Genomic DNA, 20,936 nt, shown 5'->3' with positions numbered 1-20,936 from the left:
GGCTTGCCTTGGAACCATGCACAGTTTGAAGGTGTTTCAACCGAGCTTCTCAAATGAGGAAGAATTGCCATGGATCAGAATAAGAAACCCGTAAAGCCTTCGCAGCAGGACCCGGAGCAAGGCAACAACGTAGACCCTCGCCTGAAGGAACCCTATGGCCCTGAAGGATATCGGTCGGGCATCGACGAACCCGGTTCTCCAACCCGTAATAACCCGGGCCACACCAATCCGGCTCACAACACACCGGGTCAAGTTCGCCAAGACCAGCCGGGACAGCAAGACCTGGGACAACCCGGCCAAGCCCAGACGCAAAGCTATCCCGGTATCAAGGGACCTGAAGCGCGTGATCTCGAGCAAGATAGCGCTATCGACAAGGAGCAGGTAAGAGAGGTAAAAGGTGGTGTCGGGAAAAACGTGGGAACTGGCCAACGCAACGACAAAAGTGCGAAGGATGATGCTCTCGATATGCCCAAGGAATAGGCGTACTTAAGGATTCAGGCGCACATGTTCATCCAAAGGTTTAGCCGAGTCGGCGCAGCGCTATCTATGTTGATGCTGATATCCAGCTGCTCTTTAATCGGCCTAGAAGCACCGGAGACCGGTTCCGCAAGCTCCAAAAGCACTGTTGACGCTCCAGCTCGAAGCAATGACTGCAGGTGGAACCGTAGCAGCTGCATACATGAAGGCGCCTACGAACCAAAAGAAAAAGATTATGCCGAACAGGAAGCGAAACGATTGAATCGGATCGCATTGGAAAAATTGCGTCGCAGCGCTGGCAGATAAATCAGTGCCAACCCTTGTTTGCAAAAAAAATTGCGCTGTAGCCCCGCTATCTGGTCGAGCGCCGCAATCGTTTCGATGCGGCCTCGTTCAAGTCTTTCGCTTCTTGTTCGGCGTAGTCCCGCTCACCGGGCTCATAAGAACCCTCGTGCATGCAGCTGCTGCGATTCCATTTACACTCGTTAGCTAATTCTGTAGCCCCCAGGCCAATGGAAGAGCACCCTGAAACAAGTGCGATGAGAAGCAGTGCTATGCTGCACCGGTTAAACGTTTGAATGGACATTGCTGGCTCTACCTAAGTGTTATAGCCACTCTTATAGCAGATTCCCGCAGTTGTCCGGGGTCGCACCGGGCCACCCGGATCCTCGAAACAGCCCCTGATAGGAACGCGCTAAACATCGGGCTGACCGAGCCCAGCGCCACCATTGTCATCCTGCCCGGTGTTGATCAGCCTGTTCCTGCCTTCGCAGCTTGGACATACGAAATAATACCCATCGTTATCCGCTTCGGGCTCAATCGTTTGGCCTGGAATGGCCATCCCACAATGCCTGCACGTCCACATAGCCCTGGCGACAAATGTATTAATTACCGTTACCCGTGGAGGGAAGCTGGTCCTGGTAACCAGCGTTGTTGTCGGAATATCCCTGGGAATATGTTCCGCAGCCCGACAGCGCCGAAATTATGATTGCAATCAGTATCGATTTCATGACGGCTCCTTCGTTTTACCTACGTGTTTTACCTAAGTTATTCTAGTCCTCGGATACTGCCCACACCCCTCAAAATAGTAACGAGTAAATTCCGTTGAGCATCGGGATAAGGGTGGCCATCGGCGTCTTCACAAAATGTGAAGGGCTCTTGCAGTAAAGCGGACTATCGTCACATTCACCATTTCACTATTCTTGAATCTTCAAGCACTGGAGAGGTGCTGCCGTGGCTGTTTTTCGGTGTTTTTATTCAGGAGACAAATAATGTCCAGTTCGGACGCTTTAAACATCAGCTCGATGAAATCCCGTTGTTCTGCAGAAGAATGGCAGGCACGGGTTGATCTCGCCGCCTGCTATCGACTGGTGGAGATGTACGGCATGGCGGACATGATCGCCAATCATATTTCGATGCGTGTACCGGGCGACGAAGAGGCTTTCCTGATCAACCCGTATGGGATGATGTACGAAGAAATCACTGCGTCCAGCCTCATCAAGATAGATCTCGACGGCAATATCTTGTCGTCCCCGGACTTTGGCGACCTGAAGTACGGCATCAACAAGGCTGGCTACGTAATACATAGCGCCATCCATGAAGCGAGACCCGAAGTCGCCTGTGTCATCCACACGCATAGCTGGGCGTCAATGGCGGTGTCGGCACTTGAGTGCGGCCTGTTGCCCATCACGCAAACGGCGATGCGCTTTCTCAAGATCAGCTATCACGACTATGTCGGCGTCGTACTAAAGGACGATGAAAAGGAATCACTGGTCAAGGACTTGGGTTCAAACGAAGCCATGATCTTGCGCAACCATGGCGCGCTCGTAGTCGGCCGCACGGTCGGGGAAGCGTTCAACTGGATGCACAGGCTGGAACTGGCCTGCAAGTCGCAACTGGCCGCCATGGCCGCCAACACCCCGCTGCGCGCAGTACCTCCCGAGGTACTGGAAGATACCTGGAACAACTATCAACCCGGAACCCGACGCCCTTACGGCGTCATGGAATGGCCCGCGCTGCTCAGGAAGCTGGACCGTATCGACCCTTCTTATCGCGATTGATCAAATAATTCTACCTATAACAACACGGAGACATAACATGAAAACAGTAGCCTACCGTACGCCTCTGAAGCCCGGTATCGTGAAATCGCTGGCGGCATTCGCCGCCATTTCGGCGGCATCGCTGCTTGGCGCGATGCCCGCCCAGGCGCAAGACTACCCCACTCAAACCGTCAAGGTCGTCGTGGCCTTTTCGGCCGGCGGAACCACCGACATCCTGGCACGCCTGATTTCCAACCACCTTAGCAACGAATACAAGCAGTCCTTCGTGGTGGAAAACAAACCCGGTGCCGGCGGCAACATCGGCACGGCCAATGTGATCAGCGCAGCCCCGGACGGCCACACGCTTATCATGAACTCGGTCGGTCCGATCGCCATCAACCCTACCCTGTACAAGTTAAAGTACGATCCCCTCGTCGACCTGGTCCCGATTGTGCAAGTCGCTGATGTGCCGAATGTGCTGGTCGTCAACCCTGCACTGGGCGTTGAAAACATCAACGACCTGGTTGCGCAAATCAAGGCAAATCCAGGCAAGTTCAATTACAGTTCCACGGGCGTCGGGACCTCATCCCATCTCTCTGGCTACATGATGGGCAAGGAAGGCGGGCTCGATATCACGCACGTTCCATACAAGGGTGCGGATGCGCTCAATGACTTGCTGGCCGGTCGTGTGCAGTTCATGTTCGCTACCATCCCATCGGTGCACCCATTGATCACAGCCGGAAAGCTAAAAGCCATTGCCGTCAGCAGCCTGCACCGCTCAAGATCACTGCCGGATGTCCCGACGATGGACGAGTCCGGCTTCAAGGGCTTCCAGGCCGGCTCATGGTTCGGCTTCTTTGCGCCCAAGGGCACGCCCGACGAAATCATCCAGAAATTGAACGCCAGCGTCAATCGCATCATCAAGCAGCCCGACATAGAAAAACAGATGGTGCATGAAGGCGCGGATCCCGTCGGCGGAACGCCGGAACAGTACAAGGCATTCATCAAGTCGGAATACGATCGCTGGAAAACCATCGTGATTGAATCGGGCGCCGTCAACAACTAGCGTAAGGGGCGGCCGCCCGCAACACGGCCGCCCCACGGAGTTTCCAAGTGAATGAATTGAACATCCTGGTTTCGGGCAAAGCGCGCGACCATATCGGTAACACACTGCCCGCCACCCTAGGCGAACGCCCATGCCGGCTGGTCACCATGGAGTCGGCAAGCGCAGAGGCGTTGCTCGACATCGATGTGGCGCTGATCTCCCGCGATATCACGGGCCTGTCCACCAAACACGTGGTCAGCGATAGTCTCGAACGCTTCTACCAGGTATTAAGATCGGCCCCGCGCCTGAAATGGGTCCATACCCACTCCGCGGGATTGGACCGCCCCATTTTCGGCGAATTGGCGGCGCACGGCGTCAACGTCACGGCTTCATCCGGCGCCAATGCCGAAATCGTGGCGCACACTGCACTGGCGGGCATGCTGGCACTGGCGCGAAGGCTTCCGTATTTCATGCGCGCTCAGGCGAGGCACGAATGGTCGTCGCTGATTGCCGCCGGCTTACCTCGCGACCTGAAGGGACAGACCGCCGTGATCGTGGGCTGGGGACCCATAGGCCGGTATCTGGCCGAACTGGTCAAAGTGGTAGGTCTTGACGTCATTGTTGCGCGGCACAGCGGCCTGCCCGTACCCGAAGCAAAAGCCTGCGTCAGCTATCAGGATCTTGATCGTGTCCTGCCGCAGGCAGACTGGCTGATACTGGCTTGTCCGCTCACAGACAGCACCTCCCGACTGGTCGACGGAAATAGCCTGTCACTGATGCCGTCGGGAGCAAGCCTGGTGAATGTTGCGCGAGGCGAAGTGGTGGTCGAACAAGACTTGATCGCCGCACTACGCTCAGGCGCGCTTTCGTCTGCATTCCTCGATGTTTTCGAACACGAGCCCTTGGGCGGTGAGTCTCCACTATGGGACATGGAAAACGTCATCGTCACGCCCCATTCAGCGGGCCACTCGGCGGGCAACTATGACAGGGTGATCCGCATCTTCCTGGAGAAGCTGAATGACTGGTGCAAACAGGAAGGTGCCGTGTCGGTCCCATAAACGGTGCACGCTGTCAGGCGGCTGGCCGTCCATTTCGCTGTGTCCGCCTGTCCACAGTACGGGTAAGCCCTGCTTACAGGCCCGGTAAGGTAAGGTATAGAATTCAAAAAAGTAGAGCGCCTTTGGCGAGCGCCCAGGGCGAAATATATACAAATCCGGTAGCAAAAGGAAACGCCAGAATGGGGTGGTTACACAGTCTGCCATACCGTACGCGGCCGGCAAGTCATTGCACGGAACGGCTAACCATGCATGACATGGCGGGTCCTACTGCCACTCCCAGCTACGGAGACACTGAACCTATTTCGGAGCCTGAACAACCACAGGACTCCAACAACGAATGCTTGGGCATGGTCGTTAAAGATCATGCCCATTTTGCTTTTGCCTGCGTGCTGCGTGACGGGTAACGCCGTGCGCATCACAAAGCACAGCCCTCGGGCACAAAAGGAGAGGCGGCGTCTTCCAAGACGTACGGCTTGAAACATCAACAATAAGGAAGCACACAAATGGAAGACACCGCATCAAGAAACGCCTACTGGAAGGCAAATATCCGTATCATCCTGATTTCACTGGCTATTTGGTTCATTTGCTCTTTCGGCATGGGCATCATTTTGCGTCCCATGCTCTCGGGCATCATGGTAGGCGGCGCAGATCTCGGTTTCTGGATGGCTCAGAACGGATCAATGTACATTTTCATCGTCTTGATCTTCGTCTACGCATCCGTCATGAACCGACTGGATCGCGAACACGGTGTAGAAGAATAAGGAAGCCAAATGGATCAATTCACGCTCAACCTTATTTTCGTCGGCGCAACATTCGCCATTTACGTGGGCATCGCCATATGGGCCAGGGCCGCCACGACATCCGAGTTCTATGCCGCGGGTCAAGGGGTCCACCCTGTCTTGAACGGCATGGCCACGGGTGCAGACTGGATGTCTGCCGCTTCCTTTATTTCCATGGCCGGTATCATTGCCCTCTCTCCGGCTGGCGGCTATACCCAATCCGCCTTTCTTATGGGTTGGACAGGCGGCTACGTGTTGCTGGCGTTGCTGCTTGCGCCCTACCTGCGTAAGTTTGGCCGCTTCACTGTCCCGCAGTTTATTGGCGATCGCTTTTACTCCCAGGGGGCAAGGCTGCTTGCGGTACTCTGCCTGATCGTGATTTCGATCACATACGTAATCGGCCAGATGCGCGGCGTAGGGGTCACCTTCTCGCGCTTCCTCGAGGTATCGACCGACGTTGGGCTTTACATTGGCGCGGCAATCGTGTTCGTGTACGCCGTATTCGGCGGCATGAAAGGCATCACCTATACTCAGGTGGCGCAATACGTCGTGCTTATCATTGCCTATACCGTACCGGCCATTTTCATCTCCCTTCAGCTGACCGGTAATTTCATGCCCCAGCTCGGACTGATTGGCAACTATGCACCGACGGGTGGCGAGCATACGCTGCTGGCCAAGCTCGACATGGTCGTGACTGAACTCGGCTTTACCGCCTATACGGCCGATACCAGCAACAGGCTCAATATGTTCCTGTTCACCATGTCACTCATGATCGGAACTGCAGGGCTGCCACACGTCATCATCCGTTTCTTCACTGTTCCAAAAGTGGCCGACGCACGCTCATCCGCTGGCTGGGCTTTGGTGTTCATCGCCCTGCTGTACACGGTAGCGCCGGCAGTGGGCTCAATGGCTCGTTTGAACCTTACCACCACCATGTGGCCCTCGGCCATATCGAGCACCGCGCTTTCCGGCCCTGCTCTTTCTCGTGCCGACATCGACAGCAAGCCCGAACTATCCTGGATCCGAACATGGGAAAACACCGGTCTGCTCGACATGGAAGACAAGAACGGCGACGGTCTTATCCAGTACTACAACGACAAGGCTCCCGCCGATCACCCGATCATGAAGGCAGCGGCCGAGCAAGGCTGGAAAGGCAATGAGCTTGTAAAGATCGACAACGACATCATGGTGCTTGCCAATCCGGAAATCGCGGCCTTGCCAGGCTGGGTGATTGCCTTGGTTGCCGCAGGAGCGTTGGCCGCTGCATTATCGACTGCAGCGGGCTTGTTGCTGGCCATTTCATCGGCCATCTCGCATGACTTGATCAAAGGATCGATCAAGCCCGATATTTCGGAAAAAGGAGAGCTCCAAGCCGCCCGCATTTCGATGACCTTCGCCATTGTGGTGGCCACCTGGCTAGGCCTGAATCCCCCAGGATTTGCTGCGCAGGTTGTAGCGTTGGCTTTCGGTCTGGCGGCGGCAACGATCTTTCCCGCTCTCATGATGGGTATCTTCTCCAAACGCATCAACAAAGAGGGGGCCATTGCAGGCATGTTGCTGGGGCTGGTGTTTACTGCGGTCTACATCTTCATCTACAAGGGATGGTTCTTCATACCAGGCACCAATAATCTGGCCGATATACCTGCTAATTATTTCTTTGGTATCTCACCACTGTCCATCGGTGCCATCGGTGCCCTGGTGAACTTCATCACCGCCTACGTAGTGTCTTCTGTAACCGCCGCTCCACCCGCTCACATTCAGCACCTGGTTGAATCCATCCGCGTGCCCAAAGGATCGGGTACCGCTGTTCAGCACTAAGCAGCAAATCAAGAAGCCGGGCGGGAAACCGCCCGGCTTTTCCTTAGCTCCAGCATTATTTCAATAGCTTCGAAACATCCTAATGGACGAAAATAAAACAGCCTTGACCGGCTCACTGCATACCGTCCATTCCAAAGAAATTCTCAAGCGCGAGGCGCTTGAGCCCGCCGCCCGCGCTCTGCTGGGCCACACGTACACCGCTCACGATCTCATTGCCCGCGAACCACTGTCCTGCACGCCTGAAACCTCGGTCGGACAAGCCGCCCAGACCATGCGTGACGCCCATGTTTCATCGCTGGGGGTGGTCGACCCCGACAACCATAGGCTTGTGGGCCTCATCACGCTGCGCGATCTGGTCAACCGTGTGCTGGCCGAAGGCCGCAGTCCCGACACCCCGGTACGCGACATCATGACGATCGACCCCGTCACACTGCCCGCTTCAGCATTGGGTGTGGACATTCTCACTTTCATGCTCAGGAACAAAGTAGGCCATCTGCCTATCAGCAACGATGGCAAGCTGGACGGCATGATTACCCAGACCGATCTGATACGGGTCAATGCAACTAACGCGGCCGTCCTGGTACATGAAATTGCCCGGGCGCAAGACGTACCTGCAATGACCATCGCGACGAGCAGCATCCCCGATTTGCTCGTGAAACTGGTTGCTTCACATCAAAGCCACGAGGTCGCTACGCGGTTTATTACCGACATTGCCGATGCGATCACACGCCGCTTACTGGAGTTGGCAGAGCTGGAATTGGGGCCGGCGCCTGTTCCGTATCTTTGGCTGGCCTGTGGCAGTCAAGGTCGCCAGGAACAGACCGGACTGTCGGATCAGGACAATTGCTTGTTCCTGGACGACGCGGTTTCTTCCGCCGATATGCCCTATTTTGAACGACTGGCTCAGCGTGTCACCGATGGCTTGGATGCTTGCGGCTATGTTTACTGTCCGGGCGACATGATGGCCACTAATCCACGCTGGCGCCAGCCAGTATGCGTCTGGCGCCAGTATTTCCACAGCTGGGCGGCCAAGCCGAATCCGGAAGCGCAGATGCTCGCGTCCGTCATGTTCGACTTGCGACCCATTGGCGGCACCTTCGGCCTGCACCCGGCGCTGCAGGCCGAAACACTCAAGGCAGCGTCGGAAAATTCCATTTTTGTTGCGCATATGATCGCAAATAGTCTCAAACATAGACCCGCGCTGGGTTTTATCCGACAATTTTCCACACTACGATCCGGAGCGCACCGCAACCATATCGACATGAAACTCAACGGCGTCATACCGATTACCGATCTTGCGCGCATCTACGCGCTGCAAGCGCGCCTGCCTGAAGTCAATACGCGGGCGCGCGTGCTGGCTGCGGGGCATGCGGGAATTATTTCAGCGTCAGGCGCGCATGACCTTGTCGAGGCTTACGACCTGATTTCCCGACTTCGACTTGAACACCAGGCCCGGCTGATCAGGTCTGGAGACAAGCCCAACAACTACCTTGACCCGGCAGAGCTCTCCAATTTCCAACGCAACCATCTGCGCAATGCTTTTATGGTGGTACGAACCATGCAGTCCGCACTGGGTCAAGACAAAAGCGCACTAACTTGATGAGAAAAACATATGTGGGTTGATTTACTTTCAATGACGGCAACTGCGGCCTTGGCAGCCTGCCTGGTGTTCATACTGGGGCGTTTGCTGCGCAAGCGACAACGCAAACTGCCTCGCTGGGCAATGCCCGCTGCAATTGGCTGCACAATGATCGTGTATTCGGTCTGGAACGAATACACATGGTTCGCGCGCATGCAATCGGCACTGCCGCAAAATGTCGTGGTGCTTGGCACTGGCCAGCGCAGTGCCCCGTGGGCGCCCTGGACTTACGCCGCACCGGTTACGGTACGTTTTGTCGCCATGGACACCCACGCGATTTCACGCTCGGAACAAAAGCCGGCGCTGGTTCGAGGCCGCCTATTATTGGTGGAACGCTGGCAACCCACGCGTACCGTCGCCGTCGCCTTCGACTGTGCCGCCAATCTGCGCGCAGATCTCATGGGCAGCGCAACGCTTGCCGCCGACGGGGTCCTGACCGGCGCACGATGGCAAGCCGTCGCCCCAGGCGAGCCCGCATTCCAGGCTGCCTGCAAGTCAATGTGAACGTGAATGCGGCTTAGGCTACGCATCTTCCTGGTCTTTACGGCGCTGGCCGCGGGCAGCGTCGTCGCCTTGATTGCAGGTCTTTACTATGGCTTCCATAAGCAGGATTATGCTGACTCGACAGATGCCTTGATCATCGGCGGTTTTTTGGCCGGGTTTATCATTGTAGGGATGATTGCCTGGGCCTGGATGCTGTTTGACGACAATATCGCCAAACCCATCGAACGACTGGCGGGCAACCTGCGCACCCGTGCCCATAGCTCGGTTACCGCCCCGATAGATCCCGCTCCTGCCCGTTACCTGGGCGATCTTGCCACTGCAGCGCAAGATCTTGCGCAGGTTCTCCATGACACCCGGCTATCCCTGGCCAGCTCCACGGCCCGGGAGACAGCCGGTCTGGTCTACGAAAAAGCCCTGCTTGAAACATTGCTGACCGACATCTCCGCAGGCGTCCTGATGTGCTCGGCATCTCATCAGCTAGTGTTCTACAACAGTCGCGCCGCCAGCCTGATCGGCGGTCTGGATGCCGACGCCACGCCGGGCCTTAACCGCTCATTGTTTGACTATCTGCATGAGGCCCCCATACAGGCTGGCTATGCCCGGCTTCAATCGACGGGGGACGCCGATGCCGCATCGGACATTCTCTGCGCGACTCAAGCCACCGGGACCGCCCTTTTAGCCCGTATGCGGCTGCTGCCCATGCCTGGGCAAGGAAATACGCCCGGCTATATGATGACCCTCCATAACAATGCGGCGTTTACCTTTGAAAGCGGCGACCAGCCGTTTATTTCGTCCGACCCGCAGCCCTTATGGATGATCCATGCCGGCGACTTGGCGAATGCCCTACAGGCGCAATTGAATGCAAAGGGGTTTGGGTTGCGGTATAACGCGGCTCACATCATTGTGCGCTGCAACGGCTTTCAGATGATCGCCTTGCTCGACGCCTTGGCGCAGCATGTGGCAATGCGCGGATCAGACCTTTCCCTAAACATCGACCCTGAAGGGGCAGGCGCCTTGATCAGGCTGGAATGGCAAGGCCCGGCCATGCCTTTGCACGAAGTGGAACAGCTCTTGTCCCTGGAACTGGCCACCTACCCGACAGCCACTACGATCCAGGCGGTACTCGACAACCATGCCGCCTCGCTGGAAAGCAGTAACCAACCGCCTGACCGTGCCGGTTTGAGTGTATCCATCTTCGAGGCGCGCCTGGCACAGCCGCGTGCTCCCGCCATACCGCAAGGGCTCGTGTACGATTTTGAGTTGCTATTCAAAACACCCAATACTGAGCTGTCTTCCACCCATATCGAAGACCTGACCTATGTGGTGTTCGATACGGAGACGACCGGCCTCAGGCCGGATCAAGGCGATGCCATCGTTCAGATTGCGGCCGTACGGATCGTCAACGGACGACGGGTTCAAAAAGAAGTCTTCAACACACTGGTCAATCCCGGCCGCGCCATTCCGCTGTCGTCCACCAATGTGCACGGCATTACGGACGACATGGTTGCCTCGGCACCTTCGATGGACGAGGTCGGGCGCAAGTTCCACCAATTTATCAAGGATGCCGTGCTGGTTGCCCACAATGCGCCATTCGATATGGCTTTCCTGCGCCTGCATGAACAACGTATCGGCTGCCGATTCGATAACCCCATACTGGACACCGTGCTGCTATCGGCGCTGGTATTTGGCCAAAGTGAAAGCCACAGCTTGGACTCACTCAGCCATCGGCTTGGCATCACGATTACGGAAGAAGCCCGTCACACCGCCATCGGCGATGCCAGCGCGACAGCCGACGTGCTCTTGAAACTGATCCCCGCCCTGAAGGCACGAGGGTTGGAGACGTTTGGAGATGTATTGACAGAGGTGCGCAAGCAACGCCGCCTGCTTAAGGATTTGAACGAGTAAAATCAGTTCAACAGGTACCATCAAGCTGTCTTCCTCCATCGCTTCCCTATTCCGAGACCACCAGTGCTTGATAATTTGCCCTTTTCCGACCTCCCGCTTTTCTTTGTCATCAATGGTGCTTCCGGAAGGCATGAATCAAGCGCGACTGAACAAGTCATTGATTCCACGATGCGCGCGGCGGGTCGCCGCCACCGTATATTCATTATTGAAGCCATAGACGACCTGAACACCACCATCCAAGAGGCCGTCGACGCCGCCAGGCAAGAAAACGGGGTCATCGTGGCGGTCGGTGGAGACGGGACAATCAATGCGGTGGCAACTGCTGCACTGGCCAGCCAATGCCTGTTCGGTGCTGTTCCACAGGGCACGTTCAACTATTTCGGGCGTACCCATGGCATCCCGGAAGAGCTGCACCTGGCCCTCGAGGACCTATTGCAGGGGCAGCCGGTACCTGTGCAGGTTGGGCTGGTGAATGATCGCATTTTTCTCGTCAACGCCAGCGTAGGACTATATCCTGAGCTGCTCGAGGATCGTGAGGCCTTCAAGCAGCGTTATGGTCGAAGTCGGCTTGTCGCCCTATGGTCTGCCGTGGTAACGGCCTTGGGCAATCATCGGTACCTGGACATGACCCTGGACCAAGACGGAAAGCGGATTTACCTGCGAACAACCACCCTTTTCATTGGTAATAACCGACTTCAGCTCGAGCAGGTCGGCATCGAACAGGCAGAGTCGCTGAAACAGGGCCAGCTCGCCGCGATCGCGGTGAACCCGGTGGGAACACTGTCCATGCTGTGGCTGGCCGCACGCGGCGCCTTGGGAAAACTTGGAGACGCCGATCATGTCAGCGGCTTCAGTTTCCATGCGCTGACTGTTGTTCCGCGAGGACTGTTTCGAGGCAACTCCACCGCAAGCGGGGCCAAACGTACGGCCAGTAAAGAAGCTTCACGCAAGCACCGCATCAAGGTCGCCGCGGATGGTGAAATCATGTGGTTGCAAGCTCCGCTGGAATTTCGCGTGGCGCCGGAACCATTGATGCTGGTAAAGCGTGTCCAAGAATTGGAATCCGGCCTTCCACCCCGTATGCAGGACGATACGGCATGAGTTTGGTGCTGCATATCTCAGACCTTCATTTCGGCACCGAGCGACCGCTGGTAGTCAATGCGCTTGAACGTCTCGCCCAATCGCAAGCACCTGACATGGTCATTCTATCGGGCGATATCACGCAACGCGCACGTAAGGTCGAGTTCGCGGCCGCCGGCGCCTTCATGGACCGTCTCGCGATCCCTGCCCGGCTTGTCATAGCCGGAAATCACGATATCCCACTATTTGATCTCGCCACCCGGCTGTTCCACCCCTACTGGCGCTACAGGAAGGTTTTCGGTTCCGAGCTTGAGCCAACCCATGAAACGCCTGAGCTGCTCGTTATCGGCGTGCGAACGACACGCCGCTATCGGCATATAGAAGGAGAGGTTTCATCCGCGCAGATCGAACGGGTTGCACAGCGCTTGCGGCAGGCAGGGCAACATCAATTGCGCATCGTCGTCACACATCAGCCCGTCCATGTTACGCACGTCGATGACCAAGAGCATTTGTTGCGTGGGCATGAAGCAGCAATCGACGCGTGGGCGGACGCAGGAGTAGACCTGATATTGGGCGGCCACATTCATCGTCCCTTTATCTGTGGATTGCATGACCGCCTGGTGAACTCGCAGCGGGAAGTCTGGGTCGTCCAGGCCGGCACGGCGGTGTCGTCCCGGATTCGCCATGACTCCAACAATTCCGTCAATCTCATTCGCCATGCGTTCGAAGGCAAGCCCCGCTATTGCGTGGTCGAACGTTGGGACTATGACGACAGATCGGACGAGTTCGGGATGGTGGAAAGCAAGGCAATACAACACTTCGTTGACGTCAATGCCTGAAGGCCGCATCGTGATTTTTCCGCGGTGCAATGGCCATTGATCGCACGCACGGTAAAATTCTCAAGTATCAAATAAAAAGGACTAAAAAGTGTTCCCATCAAGATTGACCTCCGGTTACCAGTCGTTTTTGAATGGACGCCTTTCTCGCGAACGAGAACGGTATGAAGAACTTGCCAAATCCGGACAACACCCCGAGATCATGGTCATCGGCTGTGGCGACTCCCGTGTCGCCCCGGAAACGATTTTTGATGCGGATCCGGGCGAAATATTCGTCATACGCAATATTGCGAACATAGTTCCGCCATGCGAACCTGACACGGAAACGTCATTTCACGGCACCAGTGCCGCCATCGAATTTGGCGTGAATGCCCTGAAAGTCAAGCATATCGTGGTGCTGGGTCATGCAAGCTGTGGCGGCGTCGCGGCCTATGCCAATCAGGCCGCGCCATTGAGCCAACGCGATTTCATCGGAAAATGGATGTCGCAGATTGCGCCGGTCGCCGAGCGCGTTGGCCCCCCCACCGACGATCGGCAGGAATGGATCAGGAAACTTGAATGGGGCGTCGTCGAGTACAGCCTTGATAACCTGATGTCCTTTACCGCTGTTCGTGACGCCGTGGAAGCCGGAACACTTACGCTGCACGGTGCTTACTTCGGCGTCGGTACGGGCTTGCTTTTTATCCGCGACCCAATCACGGGGCGGTTTTCACCATACAGCGAAACCGACTGATCATTACCGTGGTCCGGTCCGCATGAATCCGCCGCTATTGAGCGTATGCTGTTGAACGTACGCTGCTAACAACGGGCAAGGAAAACCGAGTGCCGCTGCGAAATCCGAAGGAAGTAATCAAGCAAGGCGTCGACTGGCTTCAACGTCGCGAGTTGATGATACTTATCGTTGCCGCTTCGGTCTTTGCTGCCCTATGGGCTTTTCTAGAACTTGCGGACGAAGTGAACGAGCAAGAGACCATGGAGATCGACAGAATGATCTTGCTGGCATTGCGCAATCCCGCCGATCACACAGATCCGCTCGGGCCTGGCTGGATAGAAGAAATGGTTCGCGACTTCACCGCCCTGGGCGGCATCGGCGTGCTGGTTCTCATCACAGTAGCCGTTTGCGTCTACTTGCTGCTACTGAATCGCGGGCGCACGGCTTTATTTGCCATAGCAGCCATCAGCGGTGGCTGGCTGGTCAGCAATTTGCTCAAGATTGCTTATGATCGGTCCCGGCCTGACCTGGTCCCACACGAAGCGGTCGTTTACACCGCCAGCTTTCCCAGTGGCCACGCCATGATGTCGGCGGTCACCTATCTGACTCTCGCGGCGCTGCTGAGCCGTGCCGTTACATCATGGCGGCTCAGGACATTTTTCCTGGTTTCGGCACTATTCCTGACCGTGCTGGTAGGAGCAAGCCGTGTTTACCTGGGCGTACATTGGCCAACCGACGTCGTGGCGGGATGGACAATTGGTGCCGGATGGGCCGGACTGTGCTGGCTGATTGAGCGATGGCTGCAACAAAAGGGAGTTGTCGAGCCGACGCTACAGGTGACCGACGCGGGTAACGACATGCAACGACATGACTGACGTGCCACCCTATCCGCATACCACCCGTTCGACCTGCCCGGCCTCGTTCACATGGATATTAAGCCGGTCAGTGCGATAGTCCTGGGTGACGGCCGTATCAGGATGAATGATCCGGGTGGCCTTGGGTAGTTGCAAGCGGTCGATGGATGAGGCTGGCGTACCAACAAGGTTTTGATGCGTGGACGCGCCGCAATGATCGTCGCTGGTGTCAGGCATTGGGCCGCTCTGGCAAGCCGCCACGAGCAGCAGGGGAAACAAAATTGCTAGACGCATGGCGCTCTCCGGAAATGAGGTCCTTTTATAACATAGGCTTTCCTGCACTTTTTGCTACCCTGCCCGGTTAATGAAAGTCTCTGCTTGACGTTTCCAGCTCACCTAATAATGACGTTAAATCGACCAGGTGACCCACAATAAGATGCTGCACGCCGCTTTGAGACTGCCAGGTTCCATAGGCCCCAAGAAGCCGTGATGTCAGAAGCTCTTTCCGTTGACGCTCAATGATTCGCGGCCGGACCACCAGATTGACATTGCCTGCCTCATCTTCCAGCGTCACGAACACCACGCCTTTGGATGTTCCAGGCCGCTGACGTACGGTGACTATGCCGCAAGCACGGACTAATCGACGGTCGGGCTGTTCGCGCAACTGCGCGGATGAAGAAAAACGCATTGCTGTCAGCTTGTCGCGCAGAAGCGATAAGGGGTGTCGCCCCAGTGTCAGGCCCAAGGTGCGATAGTCTGCGGTCAACGCCTGGCCTTCGCTGAGCAATGGCAGTTGTGGCGCGCCCTGCTCATGAATCTGTGCCTCTTTCAGCAGGCCGCGTTCAGGCGTGCTGACGACGGATTCCCATAACGCTGCGCGCCGATGGCCGGCCAGTGCCCGCAAGGCATCGCCGGCAGCCAAGCTATTCAAATCGTGCCGGCTCAGGTCGGCACGCCTGGCCATCTCGGCGACTGACTCGAACGGTCGCACGGCACGCGCTTCTTCGATGCGCCAGGCACTTTCCCGATGCATGCCCTTTAGCTGGTTCAGACCCAGCCGCACGGCCGGGCGATCTTCTAGTGTTGATTCAAGCTGCGCTTCCCAATTGCTTATCGTTGCGTCGACCGCCAGTACCGTCACGCCGTGGCGCCTGGCGTCCTGCACCAACACAGACGGAGAATAAAAACCCATCGGCTGGCTATTCAGAAGCGCCATCAGGAATGCCTCGGGCTCATGGCGCTTGAGCCAACAGCTTGCATAAGCCAGCAAGGCAAAACTGGCGGCGTGGCTTTCAGGAAAACCATATTCCCCGAATCCCTGGATCTGCTTGAAGATCTGTTCCGCAAATTCTTTGTCGTAGCCGCGACGGATCATGCCGTTGATGATCTTGTCGTAGAACTTACCCAGCCCGCCCTTGCGTCGCCAGGCTGCCATAGAGCGGCGCAGCTCGTCGGCTTCGCCGGCGGTAAAGCCAGCGGCCAGCATGGCCACCTGCATGACCTGTTCCTGGAAAATGGGTATGCCCAAGGTACGCTCCAGGGCTTTGCGCACCTCGCCGCTGGGGTACTCAACATCTTCCAGGCCTTGCCGACGCCGTAGATAAGGATGCACCATGCCGCCCTGAATAGGGCCGGGACGGACGATGGCCACTTCGATGACCAGATCATAAAATTGACGCGGACGCATGCGCGGCAGCATGGTCATTTGTGCACGCGATTCGATCTGGAAAGTACCAATGGTGTCGGCTTCACAGATCATGTCATAGGTGGCGCTGTCTTCGGGCGGAATGCTTTGCAATTCGAACGGTTCGCCTCGTCGCTGCGAAACAGCTTCCAGCGCCCTTCGGATCACGCTAAGCATGCCCAGCGCAAGGATATCGATTTTCAAAAGACCTACGGCATCGATATCGTCTTTATCCCATTGCACGACGCTGCGATCCGCCATTGCGGCGTTTTCTATGGGAACCAGGCGGCACAAGGGTCCGCGCGATATGACAAAACCACCGGGATGCTGCGACAAATGCCGGGGAAACCCCATGAGGCGCTCAGCCAGGATGATCCACTGCCGGGCGGCGGCGGAATCCGGATCCAGGCCGCATTCCGCCATGCGCGCGGCCAGATTGCTTCGGCCATCCCAATAATGATAGGACTTGGCCACCGCGTCGACGATCATGGGATCGATACCCAATGCTTTGCCTGTGTCACGGAGGGTGCTTTTAACCCGGTAGGTAATGACAACGGCCGTGAGTGCGGCGCGGTCCCGGCCGTATTTCTCGTAGATGTACTGAATAACCTCTTCGCGCCGCTGGTGCTCGAAGTCGACGTCGATATCGGGCGGTTCGTTCCGCTCTTTGCTGATGAAGCGCTCGAACAGATTATTCCCCCGTGCCGGATCCACTTCCGTAATGTGCAGGCAATAGCACACCGCACTATTGGCGGCTGAACCGCGACCCTGGCAGAGTATGTGACGACTGCGTGCAAATTTCACGATGTCGTAGACCGTCAGAAAATATGGCTCATACTTAAGTTCGCCGATAAGCGCCAGTTCATGCTCGATCTGCTCCTGGACGTTAAGCGGAATGCCTTTGGGAAAGCGCCGATGAGCGCCGGAGTAGGTCTCCTGGCGCAAATACGCCTTTGGTGTCAAGCCTTCCGGGCAAATTTCGTCCGGGTATTCGTATTTCAGCTCATCGAGGTTGAATGGGCATTGCGTGGCCACCTCCAGCGTTTCTTCCAGCGCTTCACGCGGATAAAGATTGGCCAGGCGCAACCGTGCCCGAAGATGGTGTTCGGCGTTGGGTGCACGCTGAAAGCCGCATTCCTGTACCGGCATTCCAAGCCGCACGGCCGTCAGCGTATCGTGCAGAGGCTTACGCGATCTCAGATGCATTTCAACCTGCCCCGCCGCAACAACGCGAATGCCGGCATGACGGGCGGCCGCCAATACGGCGGCCTTATGGCGATCATCCTGGGCACGATGCAAGAGCGTCAGCGACATCCAGCAGCGGCCCGCAAACGTGGCAGCCGCCCATTCAGCTTGCGCAACCAGCCGTTCAAAAGATACACCGTATTCCGGTACCAGCAGCGCCACGCATTCGGGCAGCCCCTTCAAATGAAGAAGATCCGGATCGGCGGGACTGTCGATATCCGAAGGCGAAAGCCGGTACTCTCCTTTGGGTGCGCGGCGCCGTCCCAGGGTTATGAATTCACACAGGTTGCCGTAGCCGCGGCGGGTTTGAGCCAGCACGACCAGCGACACAGCGGCATCACCTGCCGCATTGCGCAGTGTAAAGCTGGCCCCAATCAAGAGCGGCAATTTCTGTTTTTTGGCTTCGACATGGGCCCGCACAACGCCGGCCACCGAACATTCATCAGTAATGGCGATTGCGCTATAGCCGAGTTCGGCGGCTCGTTCCACCAGTTCTTCAGGGTGCGAGGCGCCGCGCAAGAATGTGTAATTGGTCAAGCAATGAAGCTCGACATACGGCGGCAAAATGGATGGTGTATACATGATGTATATCAGGCAAACAGGCCATGCAGGAACCAGCCCGTTTCACCGCCGCGTTCTTGATACAGCCAATAACGAACACCATTTTCGGCCTGTGCCACATAATAGTCACGTAGCGCAAGACCCGCCCACCAGCCATCTTCGATACGCTCGGGGCCCCGGATGATATACAGCGGTGAACCATAGAATGGCCGATGCTTCTTCACCGGCAAAAGCACGGGATCGGCAAGCAGCCAAAAGGGCCGCTCCGCGCCATCTATGCAGCCGTCGGAAACAGGCTTTTCATCGATCGGCACCCAACGATTGGCGATTTCGGGACGATGGTCGGCAACAGGACTGGGCTGCAGGATGCTGTCTCGTCCCAGGCGCGCCACGAGCACTTCAATCAGGCGCTGGCGGTCAGCGGGACTACCGCCGGGATCAGGGAATAAGTCGGTAGGCACCGCGGCCATGGTTTCTGTATCCGTCGCATGCAAATCCACCCTGATGACGGGTGCGGGCAGTTCCAGATTGTGCAGGCGCTCGACAAGAAGCCGAAGTAAATGATCGGCTTCCCAGGCAGGCGCACCCAATGCCAGTTCGAGTTCAGTGGGCGGACGGGCGTGGCGCCCCCGTTCGTGTCCCAACTCGAATACGACACGCGTAACGGCGCGCCGCCGGGCCGTCAACCATCCGCAAAGCTGTTCGATGAGGCGGCGGGCGACATACATGATGGTTTCGGCGTGCTCGATACGCTCCATCAGATCAATGCGGCCGGTAAATTCCGGCGGTGCCACAATCCATTCGAAGAGTTCGGGCGCCTGGCCGTATGCGGCGTCCAGGGCCTGGAGCACGGCCTTGCTGGTACGCCGCTGCAGGCCGGCACGTGGCAACGCGCGCAAGGTTCCCAAGGTAGTACAGCCGATACCATCGAGCCAGTCGCGATAAGGCAGGGCTGCAGACAGAGAGGCGCAAGGTAACTCATCCAGTCGTTTGGTCAGCATGGATAGCCGCAGCACCCGCCTTGGCCGGGGAGCCCGTGCAGCAAGCAGCCAGGCTGCGCCTGCCGTAGGCGCTATGGAAATTCGTGCTGAAAAACCAAGCCCTTCCAGAGTGCGGCGCACTCGTCGAAAGAGCTGCCGCACACCACCGAACAGGCTCAAGCTGGCCGAGACATCGAGTAAGAGCGTATTGTCTTGCGATAGCGCAAGTTCGGGGGTGTACTGAAGCAAAGCCAAAGAAACCTCATCCAGTGCACGTTTTTCAGTATGAGGGTCGTATTGAACCAGCGTGGCCGCAGGGCATAGCGCGCTGACACCGCCGCGACGCATGCCTGGGCGCACCCCTGCCCTGGCGGCGGACGGCGTAACGGCTTTGACATGGTCGCGCTCAAGCACAACAGCGGGCTCAGTGCGCCAGTTCAGGCAGTGTGTGTCCAGGCTCGCGTGCGACAAGTGCACGCCTATCCATAATCGCATGGTCAAACTCGGGAAATCGGGTGTCGGGATATAGATGCAGGCTGATGGGCCTGGTGTGCGTGGCTCCCCGCCGCTTCAGGATCGAAACGTCCAGGCCTTGAGGGGTGGATTGCAGCGCCAGGCGCAGTGGCGAAGGTGAGGACTGTTCTGCCGCAACCAGTGGTCGCACCACGATGAAAAGGGTGTCGCCCTCTTGGGCAGCCAGCTGCAGTCGGCGCAAGGCCTGGTTGCGCATGCGGTCTTGCCAAAGCAGGAGCGCCCCGAACGTACCGCTACGTAAAACCTGTTCAGCAGCCCATAATGCGTCGGCGGCGCGCTGGGCGTGGACCCATAAAAGCGAGGAAGGCGCACAACCCCAACTTGCCCACGCCGCGGTTTGGGGAAGATGCGGTGGCTGAACGAGCATGACGGATCGCTCGCTTAAGCCGTTCAGGGCGGGACGCAGCAACTGCATTTCGCCCATGCCGGGCTGCTGCACCAGTACTTCAATCAAATTACCCAGCGGCCATCCGCCACCGGGCAGTTCAGCCGAAAGCTGGGTATACCCTGTATTCGTGCAACGGCCCGGCGAGCGTGAAAGCTGAGAGGCTCGCCAGAGAGAAGGATGAATGCGCTCTGGCGAAGCAATGTGGGGACTGGACATGAGCGCCTCGTAAAAATACTGTTCAAATATACAGTATTTTTACCATGAATCAGCGAAGAGAACTAAAGAGACTCGTCGGTTCAGTCATCTTTACTGTAGCCATCGCCCGTAAATTCTATTAAGCAAAAGCCATGGCCAAACGGATCCGAGAAGCTTATACAGCGTGATCCCCTCCATACGATGCAATCGCTTTCCTGCAAAGCTCCCGCATCAATGGCGCGCTTCGCCGCCTGCTCAATATTGTCGACAACGAAGTCAACGTGAACCGGCGTCCAATGTCGCCTGTACTGACGTACATCATCAAGGTCCTTTGCTGGCCTGGAGTCCGCCTCTGTTCGCAAAAGGTATATGTCCGCAGACGCACCGGTCAGTTCTGCAACATCGTCATCAATAATGCGACGCAGAGTCAGTGACAGGGCCCTGCAGTAAAAATCGATAGCCGGATCAAGCTGCGGGGTAATCCCCCCATAGAACCGCAGTGAGCTGAAGTAGAATTTCCACAACAAGGAAATTCGAGCAATGAAGCAATCCCGATTTACCGACAGCCAGATCATGGCGATCCTCAAACAAGCCGAAGCCGGC

At 57.0% G+C, this 20,936-nt stretch carries 19 protein-coding genes; 13 read left to right on the top strand and 6 right to left on the bottom strand.

What is annotated here, in order from left to right; genetic code table 11:
* Positions 1-69 precede the first annotated feature (69 nt).
* Positions 70-480 carry a hypothetical protein gene (locus tag CR159_RS12515; protein WP_102074297.1) on the top strand — a complete coding sequence of 137 codons (411 nt, stop codon included), beginning with the start codon at positions 70-72 and terminating at the stop codon, positions 478-480.
* 881 nt (positions 481-1,361) lie between these two features.
* Here the strand turns inward: CR159_RS12515 and CR159_RS22100 are convergent.
* Positions 1,362-1,487, bottom strand: coding sequence for a hypothetical protein (locus CR159_RS22100; protein WP_255398839.1), 126 nt, complete (start codon positions 1,485-1,487; stop codon positions 1,362-1,364).
* A 261-nt stretch (positions 1,488-1,748) separates the two neighbouring features.
* Here CR159_RS22100 and CR159_RS12500 point away from each other — a divergent pair, with 261 nt between their 5' ends.
* The 12 genes from CR159_RS12500 to CR159_RS12445 all read left to right on the top strand — a co-directional run bounded on the left by CR159_RS12500 (position 1,749) and on the right by CR159_RS12445 (position 14,767).
* Positions 1,749-2,537: a class II aldolase/adducin family protein gene (locus tag CR159_RS12500; RefSeq protein ID WP_233208296.1), complete on the top strand. Its 789-nt coding sequence runs from the start codon at positions 1,749-1,751 to the stop codon at positions 2,535-2,537.
* Between the two features lie 37 nt (positions 2,538-2,574).
* A complete protein-coding gene (locus tag CR159_RS12495) occupies positions 2,575-3,582 on the top strand; it encodes a Bug family tripartite tricarboxylate transporter substrate binding protein (RefSeq protein WP_199173313.1) in 1,008 nt (335 codons plus the stop codon).
* A gap of 47 nt (positions 3,583-3,629) precedes the next feature.
* Complete coding sequence (locus CR159_RS12490; protein WP_233208295.1) at positions 3,630-4,619, top strand: D-2-hydroxyacid dehydrogenase; 990 nt, start codon at positions 3,630-3,632, stop codon at positions 4,617-4,619.
* A 503-nt stretch (positions 4,620-5,122) separates the two neighbouring features.
* On the top strand, positions 5,123-5,380 hold the full coding sequence (locus CR159_RS12485) for a DUF4212 domain-containing protein (protein ID WP_102074294.1): 258 nt from the start codon (positions 5,123-5,125) through the stop codon (positions 5,378-5,380).
* Between the two features lie 9 nt (positions 5,381-5,389).
* Complete coding sequence (locus tag CR159_RS12480) at positions 5,390-7,216, top strand: sodium:solute symporter family protein (protein WP_102074293.1); 1,827 nt, start codon at positions 5,390-5,392, stop codon at positions 7,214-7,216.
* Positions 7,217-7,298: 82 nt separating this feature from the next.
* A complete protein-coding gene (locus CR159_RS12475; protein WP_102074292.1) occupies positions 7,299-8,816 on the top strand; it encodes a DUF294 nucleotidyltransferase-like domain-containing protein in 1,518 nt (505 codons plus the stop codon).
* A gap of 12 nt (positions 8,817-8,828) precedes the next feature.
* Positions 8,829-9,359: a hypothetical protein gene (locus CR159_RS12470; protein WP_102074291.1), complete on the top strand. Its 531-nt coding sequence runs from the start codon at positions 8,829-8,831 to the stop codon at positions 9,357-9,359.
* 6 nt (positions 9,360-9,365) lie between these two features.
* Complete coding sequence (locus CR159_RS12465; RefSeq protein ID WP_102074290.1) at positions 9,366-11,264, top strand: 3'-5' exonuclease; 1,899 nt, start codon at positions 9,366-9,368, stop codon at positions 11,262-11,264.
* Between the two features lie 63 nt (positions 11,265-11,327).
* The gene (locus CR159_RS12460; RefSeq protein ID WP_102074289.1) at positions 11,328-12,365 is read left to right on the top strand and encodes a diacylglycerol/lipid kinase family protein; all 1,038 of its coding nucleotides are present in this window, start codon (positions 11,328-11,330) and stop codon (positions 12,363-12,365) included.
* A complete protein-coding gene (locus tag CR159_RS12455) occupies positions 12,362-13,183 on the top strand; it encodes a metallophosphoesterase family protein (protein WP_102074288.1) in 822 nt (273 codons plus the stop codon). The genes CR159_RS12460 and CR159_RS12455 overlap by 4 nt, the downstream gene beginning before the upstream one ends.
* Before the next feature lie 88 nt (positions 13,184-13,271).
* Entirely contained in the window at positions 13,272-13,913 is a 642-nt protein-coding gene (locus CR159_RS12450; RefSeq protein WP_102074287.1) for a carbonic anhydrase, read from the top strand.
* An 89-nt stretch (positions 13,914-14,002) separates the two neighbouring features.
* Entirely contained in the window at positions 14,003-14,767 is a 765-nt protein-coding gene (locus tag CR159_RS12445) for a phosphatase PAP2 family protein (RefSeq protein ID WP_199173312.1), read from the top strand.
* Positions 14,768-14,776: 9 nt separating this feature from the next.
* Here CR159_RS12445 and CR159_RS12440 read toward each other — a convergent pair whose 3' ends face one another.
* The 5 genes from CR159_RS12440 to CR159_RS12420 all read right to left on the bottom strand — a co-directional run.
* The gene (locus CR159_RS12440; RefSeq protein WP_102074286.1) at positions 14,777-15,040 is read right to left on the bottom strand and encodes an I78 family peptidase inhibitor; all 264 of its coding nucleotides are present in this window, start codon (positions 15,038-15,040) and stop codon (positions 14,777-14,779) included.
* A 67-nt stretch (positions 15,041-15,107) separates the two neighbouring features.
* On the bottom strand, positions 15,108-18,257 hold the full coding sequence (locus tag CR159_RS12435; RefSeq protein WP_102074285.1) for an error-prone DNA polymerase: 3,150 nt from the start codon (positions 18,255-18,257) through the stop codon (positions 15,108-15,110).
* Positions 18,258-18,265: 8 nt separating this feature from the next.
* Entirely contained in the window at positions 18,266-19,711 is a 1,446-nt protein-coding gene (locus tag CR159_RS12430) for a Y-family DNA polymerase (protein WP_102074284.1), read from the bottom strand.
* Entirely contained in the window at positions 19,641-20,354 is a 714-nt protein-coding gene (gene imuA, locus CR159_RS12425) for a translesion DNA synthesis-associated protein ImuA (protein WP_102074283.1), read from the bottom strand. The genes CR159_RS12430 and imuA overlap by 71 nt, the downstream gene beginning before the upstream one ends.
* Before the next feature lie 80 nt (positions 20,355-20,434).
* On the bottom strand, positions 20,435-20,936 hold a 502-nt coding region (locus CR159_RS12420), incomplete at its 5' end, for a VOC family protein (protein ID WP_233208294.1).

This window comes from Pollutimonas subterranea (assembly GCF_002849655.1).
GTDB lineage: Bacteria > Pseudomonadota > Gammaproteobacteria > Burkholderiales > Burkholderiaceae_B > Pollutimonas > Pollutimonas subterranea.
Note: the sequence above shows the minus strand (reverse complement) of the source record. Positions and strands in the feature narration are given on the sequence as shown.